Below are 14110 nucleotides of genomic sequence, written 5' to 3' on the forward strand. Positions count from 1 at the left end.
CGACAACAAGTAATTATGGCTCATTGGTCAAGCGGTTAAGACTCCGGTTTTTCACACCGGCATCCAGGGTTCGACTCCCTGATGAGCTATTATTTAAAACGACATCTTGTAAATAAAGGTGTCGTTTTTTTATACAAATTATGTATTGATTCATAATATGGTATTATTGTATTAAAAGATTGTATCCACACATTGAGAGGTTAAAAATGTTAATTTTACTATTTATTGGAGTTGTCTTATTAGGACTAGCTGGAATTACATATTTCCGGCATAAGATTGTACGGTGGAGCCTAATCATCATTGGAGCCATTTTAATGATCGGTAGTGCGGTTGGAATTTCAATGGCCCCTAGTAATCATTGGTTTATGGAACATCAAGTATTGAATAAAACGATTAAAATGGATGCTAAAACGAAAGTTGGTGATAATTCATTTATCGTGACAACTAAGGCAAAAAATTCTAAGTTTGAATATCACTACAAGTGGGATAACAAAAATTATCGTATTACACCCAAAACTGGAACGACGCATGTTGTGAAGGGAAAGACCGCAGAAGTAAAAGAGCATATTAGTAACTATCAGGCCAAGAGTTTCTTTGCGAAATTTATGTTGATTGGTTTGCCAACGACTACAGAACCAGATGTTAAATATACATTTGTCTTACCTGAAAATTGGTACATTATCTCAAATGAACAAGATCAAGAAATTCAAGATAAGATTAAAGCTTCCAACTCTGGCTTAGAAGATAAGATTAAAGAAAACGTTACTGAAGCTGTTCAAGCGGAAGTTAAAAAGAATCCAGACTATTTAAATGATAAGGATGCACAAAAAAAGACTCAAGATGAAATCGTGCAATCAGTAACGAGTGATATTAATCAAAAATTAGCGAATGATGTTAATAATATGTTAAATGACTGGCATTTGAAATAGGACGGCTTAACGGGAGTGTACCGAGATGAAATATACGTTAGAAATCCGAATGACCGGTGAGCAAATCGTGGGAATTATCGAAGATGAAAATGGTAATCAGCACGAGGTCAACGAATTCTATCAACATTCGTGGGATGAACAGCTCCAAATCATGGATCTAAAAGCAATGGGACGATTTTTTCAAGCATTTGTAGTGCGGATTACGAACCACTTACCAGAACGTTCTGAGATCACCAAAATTCAGTTACATGATAATATTGACGGCTGGGCGTTCCTAGATGCCAATGGGCAGACTTTACAAGCAGGAAATTACCGTGCTGAGTTGCAGCCGCAATTTAAAGGTTATTTAAAAGCCATGCGCCTGAATGGAATTGCGGGTCAATTAGAACGTAAAGCTGGAGCTGAATTTTCTTTGAATACTCCATTGTTGGCGGCTTTATGGTTTAAAAATGAACATGCGGATCAATATGAACAATTAGCTTATTTTGCTAGTTTTCAAGAATATCTCCATTACCTATTTACAGGCAAAAACCAAATTATGCCTCATTTAGCGGCACGAACAGGACTATACGACTTGGGACATGCCCAATGGGATTCACAAGCCTTAGCATTGGTTGGGTTAACAGAAGGTATGTTGCCAGATGTAGTGAATGTAGATGGATTTGAAGATCAAATTTTACCTGAATTTAGTCGTCTGCTAGGTTTGAATAAAGATACCAAAATTAAGTGGTAGAGCGTATAATATAATTGTTACCGGGGATGCAACTAGTCAAGGAGTTAAGGAACCTAGGACTGTTTGATTGAATTCAAAAGGGTGCGATGCCCTGTTGTCCGGTAATGACTAAATTCGAGGGTTGAAGGCCTCGAATTTAGTGGGAGAATGGTCAAGTGTGATGGCTTGACCAGATGGAAAAAAGTTTAGTTGTCGTGGTGGATCAACTAAACTTATTATGGTGAAATAAGGTGGGGACACCTTATCAGAAAGCACACACTCATTTAGTGAGCAGTGCTTTTTTTGTATCGCATTGGATTAGCTTGTGTTTTGGATGGGGATTTTATTTGCACAATGAATTGAATTTGGTATGCTTAAGACACGTTAAATATGGGAGGAATCATTTTGGAATTTATATCGTGGAATATTGATAGTTTAAATGCGGCAGTGGAACATACATCAGCTCGTGGGGAAATGACTTGGTCAGTCTTGCAAGAAATAGCAGCAAAAAAACCCGCTGTTTTTGCGATTCAAGAAACCAAAGCTAAAAAAACCGGATTGACTAAAAAACAAACTGAGGTAATGGGCGAATTATTTCCAGATTATTTTCAATATGCAAATATTAGTATGGGGCGTCCAGGTTACGCTGGAACGTTAATGTTGAGCCAGCAAGAACCATTGCAGGTCGACTATCCGACTATTGGTGCGCCAGGTGACATGGATTTGGAAGGCCGCATAATTACGCTTGAATTTGAAGAATATTTTGTGACCACAGTGTATACTCCTAATTCTGGTTCAGAGTTAGCTCGTTTAGAAGATCGCCAAGCATGGGACCACGCTTTTAAAATTTATTTGGAAAGCTTGGATCGTCAAAAGCCGGTTATTGTGAGTGGCGATTTTAATGTTGCTCATCAAGCGATTGATCTTAAAAATCCACAAAGTAATCACCATTCTGCAGGATTTACGGATGAGGAACGAGCTAGTTTTACTGAGTTATTAGAAGCCGGATTTATTGATACTTTTCGAACTTTGAATCCCACGAAAGAACAAATTTATACTTGGTGGGCGCAAATTAGTCGAACGGCAAAGCAGAATAATAGTGGATGGCGGATTGATTATTATCTAGCTTCACAGCGATTACGGTCGCAATTAAAAGATTTTACAGTGTTAGACACTGGTGAGCGGCGCGATCATGCTCCCATTAAAGTGGTTTTTGATTTTAAATCGTAAAACTGTTGACTAAAATATAATATTCCTGTATATTTATATATTGTTGTTGAGTAATCAACTCAATGGCCCAATGGTCAAGTGGTTAAGACGTCGCGTTCTCAGCGCGGAATCCAGGGTTCGATTCCCTGTTGGGCTATAAATGATACATTTTAAAAAAGTCGTTGTACAGCGTTTATCGTTGATATGACGGCTTTTTTGTAGCTTTTTATGTCGTAATAGATTGTGATTAAATACGGTCTTTTTTTGCAGTTGGGGCTACAAAAAAGACTCAAGACTTTCTGTATTTCGAACGTCTGAGTCTTTTTAAATTATAATGAATGCCTTAATTCTAGCTCTGCTGCAATGCGAATATTTTGAGGCTTCATCGGTGTTTTATTTTGAAGTTGATCCAGCAAATATTTAGCCGCGGTTTGCCCAATTTGGTGTGGATTTTGTTTGATGACTGAAATACCGGGCTGAATTAGATCGGCAAAATTATCATCATCATAGCCAATTAAACCAACGTCTTTGGGATAAATAATCTGATTTTTTTGTAAAAAACGGACAACTTCCCATAAAACTTGCCCATTTAAAGCAAAAATAGCTGTTTTTTGAGGTTGTTCGATAAATTGCATGACTTTGGTGTGCCAATCAGAATCCAAGTCAATTTCAATTAAACTCACTGAGATATTACTCTCAGTTAGCGCGTTTGACAGGCCATCAAAGCGATTCATCCGACTGCTAATACCAGAAATTTGATTGGCTAATACCAGAATTTGCTCATATTGTTTGGCTTGGACTAGATCGGCAATCTCTAATGATTTCTGAAAATTATCGGAGACAATCGCTGGAAAAGTAAATGGTTCAACATAGCGATCCACTTGAATCACAGGTAGGCCTTGATCAACTAATAATTGATATTGGCTAGGAATATGGGAGAGTGGCTGTAAAATTATGCCATCAACATTTTCATTTAGTAGCACCTGGATATTATTGATTTCACGTTCTTGGTGATTATCCGCGTCCATAATTAAAAGTTGGTAATTTGTATCCTGAAAAGTTTGACTAATTCCTTTTAGAAGCCGAGAAGTATATAAATTTGATAAATCGGCAACTGAAATACCGATCGTTAAGGAAGACTGAGTTTTCAGAGTCTGAGCCTGTCGATTAGGTTGATAGTCGTATTCTTGAATAGTTCTTTCGATTTTTTCTTTGGTAGCTTGAGACATATTCTCGAATTTTTGATTTAAAAATCGTGAAACTGTTGTTTTTGAAACATTGGCAATTTTAGCAATCTCATTAATTGTAATTTTTTTATTCATACGGTAATTATACGATAAATGTAGCAAAAATGTTTGACAAAAACATTGTAAGCGGTTACTATATATTTTGGAAACCGGTTTCGTAAACCGGTAAACAAAAAACGAACTCTTCCTTCAAAATTGAGGTATGGATAATGATAAATTCAAATTTAGTGTTAAATAACTTGGTATTTGCTAGTCAAAGAGAACAAGGTATGCAACAAACAGAAATGTTGCAAATGGCTTCCAATTTGAAAATTTCGGCGGTTGAATTACGTCGTGAATATTTTGATCAGATTAAAAATGAGACTTCATCCATTCAGAAAATGATGCTCACAACGCCCATACGTTTATTTTACTCAGTACCTGATGAATTATTTGTGAATGGGAAATTAAATCCACGTTTGGAGCAATACTTTCATGAAGCTCAACAATTAGGTATTTATGCTATCAAATTTAACATTGGTGAGTTTCAAGGCTTTAATAACGAAATCATCGCGGAATTGAAAAAATGGCTGATGTTAGGTATTCAAATTAATGTGGAAAATGATCAAACACAAACATCTGGTCGGTTAGCTGTGATTAAAAAGTTCATGGATGCTGTGGCTCAAGCTGGTTTAGATCTTGGATATGTTTATGATATGGGGAATTGGCGGTTTGTGGGTGATGATGAATTGGAGGCAGCAAAAGTACTAGCTAAATATGTTCGCTATATTCATGTAAAAGATGGGACTGGATTCAAACAGACCGCCCAAACGGTTTTGCTTGGTGCAGGCGAAATTATGTGGCAAAATATTTTAGAAGTTTTACCCCAAACTGTTCCCGTCGCTTTAGAGTATCCCACTGCAGATCTGCAAATTCTGCAAAAGGGGATTTCGATGCTTAATGATAATTTAGGAGCCCATTGAAATGACAAACATTATTATTAGTAGTTTATTATTGATCACATTCATCCTCTTCATAGGCTATATCATTAAGGGTGGCAATTTATTAATTGGCTTCTTTGGCATGACAATTCTTTGGTCAGTGATTGGCCTAGTTCCATTTTCAACCTTTATGGAGAAAGTTATTGCGCAACCGGCCTTGAATTATGGACCTACCATTATTTATATTGTTTTTGGATCTTGGTTTGGTCGAGTCTTAGTAGAGTCAGGAATTGCCGCATCTATTTCGGCTCAGACTGAAAAAATTGGACGAAAAGCGCCAGTTTTGGCAGCCATCATTATTGTCTTAGTGACAGCACTAATTTTTTCATCTGCGTATGGTGTCGGTTCCGTGATGGCGATGGGAGTAATCTTAATACCAATCATGTTATCCATCGGAGTTCCAAAGAAGGTCGCCATTCCTGCGTTTACCATGGCGATTGGAGCGCCAATGTATATTAATGTGGTGTTATTCAATCAAATTAAAGCATTTTTCCCTTCCGTTAGTTTTTCGGGAAAATACTTAATCTTTGGTATTTTAGCAATGATCATTCAACTGCTTGCAGTGATTATTTTTATCATACTAAATCGACGCAGTATCTTAGATGAACATATTGATACATTAGCGACGGAAGTAAGCACCACTGTCATTCAAAAAGCTCATCCAGTAACGTATGTGATTCCAATTTTACCGGTTGTTTTTAATATGTTATTTCATTGGGATGCAATCCCATCGTTATTATTGGCTACGCTTTTAGCACTTTTGATAACTGGTAAAATGCGATCATGGCATAAATTAATTGACTTTATTAATATGACAACCACTAAAGCCATTAATGATATTTCGGGATTAATTTTCTTTTTGATGGCCTTAATTATGTTTGTGGGTGCAGCCTCAATTAATGTACCAAGATTTAAAGGGATGATTGAGGTGATTGTTCCACACAGTCCGTTAGTTTTGGCGTTAGCAATTGGATTACTAGCACCGCTAGCTTTATTTCGAGGACCACTTCATGTTTGGGGAGCTGGAGCTGCAACGGCTTCCGTATTAGCAGCCACCGGGATTTTTTCACCAAATCTTTTGTTACCGTTACTGTACACAGCTAGTATTATGGCGGTATCAATCGATTTGACGCAGTCATGGAATACATGGGCATTGAATTATTCGCAGTTAGACGCAAAAACGTATTTGAAGATGGGTGTCCCGGTCATGTGGATTGTGTCTATAATCAATGCATTATTGGGTTTCGTCTTTTTTGGATAATTAAATGAATTTTTGAGGAGAGAAATGAAATGAGTGAATTATTGACATTGGGTGAACCAATTGTAACGTTTATGGCAAAGGATGTTGATCAGGGACTAATTGATAGCATTAATTATTACAAATTTTTAGGGGGAGCAGAGCTAAATGTTTTAATCGGAGCCAGTCGTTTGGGTCATACAACTGATTACATTTCACAGGTAGGGCATGATCCGTTGGGACAATTTGCGATCCAAGAAATTCAAAAATACGGTGTAGGGCATCAATACATTTCCGAAGATCCAGTAAACTGGACGGCCTTTCAACTAAAAGAGTTGATCAGTCAGGGAGATCCCCAAACGTATAATTTCAGACGTAATTCAGCAGCTGCACATTTAAGTCCGGATAAGATTGATCAAATTGATTTTTCAGAAGTCAAAATGGTACATCTATCGGGTATCTTTCCGGCTATTTCAGATCAGGCAGAGCAAACCTTTCGCTATTTTGCTAAAACAGTTGTTGAACGAGGGATCAGAACGACATTTGATCCTAATTTAAGACCGGCCTTATGGGCTTCATCCGAAAAGATGATTCAAACAATTAATGATTTAGCTAAATATGGGGAAATTATTTTACCTGGGATTAACGAAGGTGAAATTTTAGTCGGTACTCGTGATCCGGAAAAAATTGCTGACTTTTATCTTAATAACAGTGACTTAACGCAAACCATAGTTGTTAAATTAGGAGCAGCCGGTGCTTATGTCAAAAATAAAAATGGTTCAAGTTACGTAGTCGAAGGTTTTCATGTTGAAAAGGTGGTGGATACAGTTGGTGCTGGAGACGGATTTGCGCTGGGATTAATTACAGGGTTATTAGAAGGTCTTTCGGTGGAACAAGCAGTTATTCGAGCGAATGCCGTCGGAGCACTTCAAGTTCAAACCATGGGGGATAACGATGGATATCCTGATCAACAACAATTAACTCAATTTTTAACACATAAATAACGGAGGAAAATCATGACTAAAGTATTACTACCTGACTCAATTCCAGCCGAAGGTGAACAAATTTTAACTGACGCAGGTTTAGAGATAATTCATGGGACTGGTCGCAGTGCCAAGCAGATGATGCAAGAAGGCGCTCAAGCGGCGGCGGTCTTAATTGGAACCCAAATATTTGATGCTCCTATTATGGATGCTATGCCGAATTTAAAGGTAATAGCTCGAAATGGGGTGGGTTATGATGCTGTAGATATGCCAGCAGCAACGGCCCGTGGAATAAAAGTTGTCAATACTCCGTTTGCATTGAATGATTCAGTGGCAGAAACAGCGGTAACTGAATTATTAGCAATTAGTAAAAATATTTTTTGGAATACGAAATCGATTTATGATGGACAATGGAACTATAAAAAAGCTCATCCCGGGAATGATGTCATGGGTAAAACGATTGGAATTTTAGGTTTTGGCCGAATTGGACATGCGGTTGCTCAAAAATTAGCCGGGTTTAATGTTAAAATTATCGCGCATGATCCGTTCGCGCAGGCAATTGAAAATGTGACAATGGTTTCGCGTGAGGAATTATTTGCGAATGCCGATTATGTTTTGGTTCACTTACCAGCAATGGATAGTACAAAGCACTCAATCGGAATGGCGGAATTTAAAGCGATGAAATCAACGGCCTATCTTATTAATATGGCCCGTGGAATTATTATCGTTGAAACAGACCTAGTTCAAGCATTACAAGAGCATGAAATTGCGGGAGCGGCACTGGATGTATTTGAAGAAGAACCGTTACCACTTAATAATCCGTTACTAACTTTAAATAATGTGCTACTAACACCACATATTGCATCAAATACTGTGGAAACCAAACGTCAAATGGCTATTGATGCAGCAAATGATATTGTTTCCATTTTAAATGGAGAAGATGCTATTTCGGTTGTGAATAAATGATGTTTAACCTTGAGTCAAATGGTGTGAACCATTTGACTTTTTTAATCAAAAAAATGAATAATATTTTAATAATTGGCTTAGATCAATATCGATTGCATATCATAACATGATATAATAGTAGAAAAGTAACAGTTAGGGGAGTGAATTATGAGCTTTAATCTTTATTTAGTCCGGCACGGACAAACATACCTCAATAAGTATAGCCGAATGCAAGGGTGGTCAGACGCACCGTTGACTGATAAGGGGATTACAGATGGTTTGGCCGCTGGAAGTCGTTTAGCAAATGTGAAGTTTGATCACGTTTATTCCTCTGATTTATCACGGGCGGTGCATACTGCCGAATATATTATGCAAAATAACCAAGCTACGGCAGAAAAATTAAATCCAATCCAATTACCTGAGTTTAGAGAACAATTTTTTGGTTCTTTTGAAGGATTGCCAAGTAGTGAGCTTGCGACTACTATTAAAAAAAGGTATAACTTACAAAATATTGCCGATTATGGGGATTTAATGCAAGCAATGACTCAAGAAGAAGTTTTAGATGCAATTGCTGCAGCGGATGATGAAGGAGATGCCGAAAATGCAACAGCTTTTTGGCAACGACTTGAAAATGGCCTAAAATATCTACGTGAACATACGCAAGATGGTGAAAATATTTTGGTTGTGGCCCATGGAACTTTGATTCGGAATTTGTCAGGAAAATATGCCGGTCGAGAATACACGTATTCAAGTATGTACAATGGCTCAATTTCAAAATGGACCGTTGATGATGAACAAATGAATTTAGAAGTTTTCAATGACATTGAGAAAGTTTGGTGATTGAATGCATGAAAATGAGGAAAACCCTCGCGTAGCTGTCCTGTTAATCGGTTTAGATCGGAATGATCCGCAATTTGATTATCAGATGACGGAATTAGCTAATTTAACAGAAGCTAATCAAATGGAAGTTATCGCAACCCTTACACAAAAATTAGAACGACCGGTAGCAGCGACTTATTTCGGAAAAGGAAAAGTCGAGGAGTTAAAGGAAGCAGTGGCCTTTCATCAAGTTTCGATGGTGGTAGCAAATGATGAATTGTCACCATCGCAAATTCGGAATTTGGAAACTCAAATTGGGGTTTCGATTCTGGATCGGACCGCTTTAATTTTAGATATATTTGCCTCACGTGCCAAAACTCGTTTAGCTCAATTGCAGATTGAAATGGCCCGGTTACAATATCAATTGCCACGCTTGCGTACTAGTATGAATATTCGACTAGATCAACAGACCGGTGGTGGGGGTGGTAGTTTCACCAGCCGTGGATCGGGTGAAACTAAATTAGAAACGAACCGACGGTTGATCGAACATCAAATTTCAATGATTAAAAAAGAAATCACTGATATCGAGGCTGACGACCAAAATCGACGAAAGTATCGGGATAAACAAGCAATTAAGAGTGTTGCCTTGGTGGGCTACACCAATGCAGGAAAATCAACCTACATGAACCAATTGGTGAAACGTTATGGTGAAAATCAGGAGAAAACGGTTTTTCAAGCAGATATGCTCTTTTCTACCTTGGAGACAGCGGTACGGAAATTGAATTTGCCTGACCATCAGAGCTTTTTGCTTTCTGATACGGTCGGTTTTGTATCCAAATTACCACATAACTTAGTCGCGGCATTTCGAGCAACTTTAGCTGAAGCTGCTCAAGCTGATTTGTTGCTACAAGTGGTAGATTTCTCGGATCCAAACTATCAAGCAATGATGGATACAACGATGCAAACTTTGAAGGAAATTGGGATCACTGACTTACCAATGGTAACAATTTATAATAAGGCTGACCGAATAATGGGCAGTGTATATCCTGAGCGTACGGCTGATACACTCACACTTTCGGCATTAGACAACAATTCTTTAGACTTGTTGGTCGAGACACTGCATCAAAAATTATTTGCTGATCTCAAGGAATATACATTATTGATACCATTTGCTGATGGACAAGTTGTCGCAGAACTAAACGAATCAGCACATGTACTAACGACTGAATATTTAGCTGAAGGTACGCAACTAAAAGTAGTGCTAACGCCCGTGCAAGTTCAACGGCTAAATCAATACATTCAGAGTTAATTTATCATAGTAAAAAACGAGTTAGGATTAACTCGTTTTTTTATTATAAAATTTACCATTTTTTGTCTAATTTTAGGATAAAAATGGTCTGTAGTTGCTAGGTGGAGCTTCATCGCGCTTTTTTAATTAAATTAGGATAAACCGACTTGAATTAATTTTATAAAAAGGTTAGACTAATCGATACTGTGGTTTTTCAAAGATTTATTCGAAACTAGATAAGGAGAACGTTATATGGATTTATTAAAACCTTATTTTGGCAAATACAAAAGCGATCTGGCAATCACGATTATATCAGTGATCGTGATGGCCGGAGCTGCACTTTGGCAGCCAAAACTATTACAAGAAGTGATGAAGGCAATTACGCAGGATAAGATGAGCCAAGTTAATTCAATTGGAATTGAATTAATTACGGTTGCGGTGATTGGCTTGATTGCGGGGACAATCAATGCGATTTTTGCGGCGAAGGTTGCACAAAATATTGCGGCCGATGTTCGCGAACAAACGTATCGTAAAATTCAAACTTTTTCATTCGCAGATATTGAGCGATTTTCAGTGGGGAATTTGGTTGTACGTTTGACTAATGATATTCAACAAATTCAAACTTTGGTTATGACAGCGCTTCAAGCATTGATTCGAATGCCAATTTTATTCATTGGGGCCTTATATTTAGCGATTAAAACGTTACCAAATCTTTGGTGGATTATTGTGATTATGGTGATTACTGTGATGTTAATTACTATGTTTGTCTTTACTAAAATGGGACCTTTATTTGGTAAGATTCAAGGTCTGATTGAAAAGACTAATAATTTAGCTAAAGAAAATCTCCAAGGTGTGCGCGTGGTTAAATCATTTAATCAAGAGCAAAATGAACAAAAGAGATTCGATGTTGCCTCGGGTGAATTGAATGCGATCAATGTCAAAATTGGTTATCTATTCTCGGTTATGTCACCTTTATTTACAATGGTTAGTCAACTAGCCATTGCAGGTTCAATTTGGTTTGTTGGAAGTCAAGTGGATAAGCATCCTTTGTGGATTGCGAGTGTATCATCATTTACGAATTATTTGATGCAAATTATGATGGCCGTCATTATTGGTGGAATGATGATGTCGTTTGCAGCTCGTGGATTGGTTTCAATTAAGCGAATTAAAGAAGTTATTGATACTAAGCCAACCATGACCTTTGATCTTGACGCACCAGAGCAGGAATTAAAGGGATCTGTTGAATTTAAAGATGTGTCATTTAGTTATCCAGACGATGACATGATGGTTTTAAAGGATATTACATTTACAGCCCAAGCGGGTGAAATGATTGGAATCGTGGGTGCTACTGGTTCAGGTAAGACGACCTTGGCGCAACTTATGGCCCGTTTATTTGATCCAAGTCAGGGAACGGTGAAAATTGGAGGCGTCGATTTAAAGCAAGTTAATGAAAAATCATTACGCCAAACAGTTTCGTATGTTCTTCAACGTGCAACCCTCTTTTCAGGTAAAATTGCAGATAATTTACGTCAAGGGAAAAAGGACGCTGATGAAACCGATATGAAACGGGCAACGGAAATTGCGCAAGCCGCAGAATTCGTGGAACGTTATGAAGATGTTTACGATCATCCGGTTGAAGAACGTTCTTCTAATTTCTCGGGTGGTCAAAAACAGCGTTTGTCGATCGCACGGGGAGTCATTGCTGAACCAAAGATATTAATTTTGGATGATTCAACTTCTGCCTTAGATGCTAAGTCTGAAAAATTGGTCAAAGAAGCGTTGGATCATGATTTGAAGGATACAACAACTTTCATTATTGCTGAAAAGATTTCTTCTGTGATTAATGCTGACCGGATTTTGGTTCTGGATGAAGGGAAATTAGTCGGTGTAGGAACGCATCAAGAATTAATCAAAAATTCCGATGTTTACCGTGAAATTTATGCAACACAAAAAGCGCAGGAGGTAAATAACTAATGGCAGATTTTTTGAAAGCAATTAAGTTCTTTGCACATTATTTTAAGCGTTTTAAATTGGGGTTGTTTTTGGTAGTGGTTTTCACTGTTCTATCAACATATCTACAAGTTAAGGCGCCTGTTTATATGGGGAATTCCATACAAGAGATGGGAAATTATCTCTTTGTTAAGCTCAATCCTATGACTGCGGCGCATGCTAACTTAGATAAATTCCATCATGCCCTATTGATGATGGTTGCATTTGTTATGATGATGGCAGTTTCAATGTTGATTATGGGGATTATTCAATCTCTAATATCAGCCAATTCTGTAAATGATATGCGAACGGGTCTCTTTGCAAAATTGCAACGAATGACGATTCGCTACTTTGATGAACATCAAGACGGTGAAATTTTAGCCCGCTTTACTTCGGATTTGGATAATATTTTTAATGCCATGAATCAAGCAATTTTCCAGTTATTCTCTCAAATTGCTTTAATGGTCGGAATTATCATTATGATGTTCCAACAAAATGTCAAAATGGCTTGGATTACCATGGCATCAACACCGATTGCACTTTTGATTGCCGTTTTGGTGATTGTTCAAGCTAAGAAATATGTAGATTTGCAACAAAGTGAAGTCGGACATTTGAATGGTTACATTAATGAACAAATTAATGGAGAACGAGTAATTATTACTAATGGTTTGCAAGCCGAATCAATTGCCCAATTTACACAACATAATGATAAAGTGCGAAAAGCTACATTTAAGGGACAAGTCTGGTCTGGAATCTTGTTCCCGTTGATGTCTGGAATGAGCCTAATTAATACGGCAGTGGTCATCTTTTTTGGTGGTGCAATGGCCTTAAATGGTGATTTATCACGAGCCACGGCACTAGGGTTGATTGTGATGTTTATGTCATTTTCACAACAGTACTACCAACCAATTACTAACATTACCTCAACCTATAATATGTTACAGTTGGCGATTACTGGAGCTCATCGTTTATCTGAAGTCTTTGAACAAATTGATGAAGTTTCGCCAACGAATGGCCATGTACTAACAGGAATTGAAAAACAAGTTAAATTGGATAATGTTCATTTTGGATATCAAGCAGAACGCGAAATTCTCCATGGTGTTTCCGTCGATGTTAATAAAGGTCAAATGGTTGCTTTAGTAGGGCCAACTGGTTCTGGAAAAACGACGGTCATGAACCTGCTCAATCGTTTTTATGACGTTGATGCGGGGTCGGTTTCATTTGATGGAATCGATGTGCGGGAAATGGACTTAAAGAGTTTACGTGATCATGTGGGAATTGTTTTGCAGGATTCCGTTTTGTTCTCAGGAACAATTCGGGATAATATTGTCTTTGGAAAACCCAATGCGACAGATGAAGAGATGATTAGTGCTGCCAAGCAAGCTAATATTCACGAATTCATCGAAACGTTACCAAAAGGATATGAGACAACTGTGGATGATGAAAATTCGGTTTTCTCAACGGGACAAAAGCAACTCTTATCAATTGCTCGGACGATTTTGACTAATCCAGATTTGCTGATTTTGGATGAGGCCACGTCTAATGTTGATACTGTGACCGAAGCCAAAATTCAAAAGGCGATGGAAGCTGTGATTCAAGGCCGGACTAGTTTTGTGATTGCACACCGTTTGAAGACGATCTTATCAGCTGATAAAATCGTCGTCCTAAAAGATGGTGAAGTGATTGAACAAGGAAATCATCAGGAACTCTTAGCCGAAAAGGGATTCTATGCAGAATTGTATACAAATCAAATGGTATTTGAATAAAATAAA

Annotated in this window: 12 protein-coding genes and 2 tRNA genes; 13 read left to right on the forward strand and 1 reads right to left on the reverse strand. The window is 37.7% G+C overall.

Annotated elements, in window-relative coordinates; genetic code table 11:
* Nucleotides 1-17 precede the first annotated feature (17 nt).
* The 5 genes from G7084_RS02515 (at nucleotide 18) to G7084_RS02535 (ending at nucleotide 3007) form a co-directional block, all read left to right on the forward strand.
* Nucleotides 18-89, forward strand: a tRNA-Glu gene (locus tag G7084_RS02515).
* A gap of 117 nt (nucleotides 90-206) precedes the next feature.
* Complete coding sequence (locus G7084_RS02520; RefSeq protein ID WP_166009764.1) at nucleotides 207-929, forward strand: DUF4811 domain-containing protein; 723 nt, start codon at nucleotides 207-209, stop codon at nucleotides 927-929.
* Nucleotides 930-954: 25 nt separating this feature from the next.
* Nucleotides 955-1662, forward strand: coding sequence for an FGGY family carbohydrate kinase (locus G7084_RS02525; protein WP_166009766.1), 708 nt, complete (start codon nucleotides 955-957; stop codon nucleotides 1660-1662).
* Between the two features lie 384 nt (nucleotides 1663-2046).
* Nucleotides 2047-2871: an exodeoxyribonuclease III gene (locus tag G7084_RS02530; RefSeq protein ID WP_166009768.1), complete on the forward strand. Its 825-nt coding sequence runs from the start codon at nucleotides 2047-2049 to the stop codon at nucleotides 2869-2871.
* Between the two features lie 64 nt (nucleotides 2872-2935).
* Nucleotides 2936-3007: transfer RNA gene (locus G7084_RS02535), tRNA-Glu, on the forward strand.
* 172 nt (nucleotides 3008-3179) lie between these two features.
* Here G7084_RS02535 and G7084_RS02540 read toward each other — a convergent pair.
* Nucleotides 3180-4172: a LacI family DNA-binding transcriptional regulator gene (locus tag G7084_RS02540; RefSeq protein WP_166009770.1), complete on the reverse strand. Its 993-nt coding sequence runs from the start codon at nucleotides 4170-4172 to the stop codon at nucleotides 3180-3182.
* Nucleotides 4173-4306: 134 nt separating this feature from the next.
* Between G7084_RS02540 and G7084_RS02545 the strand changes: the two genes are divergently transcribed.
* From G7084_RS02545 to G7084_RS02580, 8 genes are all read left to right on the forward strand, one after another.
* Nucleotides 4307-5059 carry a sugar phosphate isomerase/epimerase family protein gene (locus tag G7084_RS02545; protein WP_166009772.1) on the forward strand — a complete coding sequence of 251 codons (753 nt, stop codon included), beginning with the start codon at nucleotides 4307-4309 and terminating at the stop codon, nucleotides 5057-5059.
* Between the two features lies 1 nt (nucleotide 5060).
* Nucleotides 5061-6338: a gluconate:proton symporter gene (locus G7084_RS02550; protein WP_166009774.1), complete on the forward strand. Its 1278-nt coding sequence runs from the start codon at nucleotides 5061-5063 to the stop codon at nucleotides 6336-6338.
* 29 nt (nucleotides 6339-6367) lie between these two features.
* Nucleotides 6368-7318: a sugar kinase gene (locus tag G7084_RS02555; RefSeq protein ID WP_166009776.1), complete on the forward strand. Its 951-nt coding sequence runs from the start codon at nucleotides 6368-6370 to the stop codon at nucleotides 7316-7318.
* Between the two features lie 12 nt (nucleotides 7319-7330).
* Nucleotides 7331-8263, forward strand: coding sequence for an NAD(P)-dependent oxidoreductase (locus tag G7084_RS02560; RefSeq protein WP_166009778.1), 933 nt, complete (start codon nucleotides 7331-7333; stop codon nucleotides 8261-8263).
* Between the two features lie 147 nt (nucleotides 8264-8410).
* Nucleotides 8411-9082: a histidine phosphatase family protein gene (locus tag G7084_RS02565; RefSeq protein WP_166009780.1), complete on the forward strand. Its 672-nt coding sequence runs from the start codon at nucleotides 8411-8413 to the stop codon at nucleotides 9080-9082.
* Nucleotides 9083-9086: 4 nt separating this feature from the next.
* On the forward strand, nucleotides 9087-10370 hold the full coding sequence (gene hflX / locus G7084_RS02570; protein ID WP_166009782.1) for a GTPase HflX: 1284 nt from the start codon (nucleotides 9087-9089) through the stop codon (nucleotides 10368-10370).
* Between the two features lie 231 nt (nucleotides 10371-10601).
* Entirely contained in the window at nucleotides 10602-12323 is a 1722-nt protein-coding gene (locus G7084_RS02575; RefSeq protein ID WP_166009784.1) for an ABC transporter ATP-binding protein, read from the forward strand.
* Complete coding sequence (locus G7084_RS02580; protein WP_166009785.1) at nucleotides 12323-14104, forward strand: ABC transporter ATP-binding protein; 1782 nt, start codon at nucleotides 12323-12325, stop codon at nucleotides 14102-14104. The genes G7084_RS02575 and G7084_RS02580 overlap by 1 nt, the downstream gene beginning before the upstream one ends.
* The last annotated feature ends 6 nt before the right edge of the window (nucleotides 14105-14110 follow it).

This window comes from Weissella coleopterorum, from assembly GCF_011304355.1.
GTDB lineage: Bacteria > Bacillota > Bacilli > Lactobacillales > Lactobacillaceae > Weissella > Weissella coleopterorum.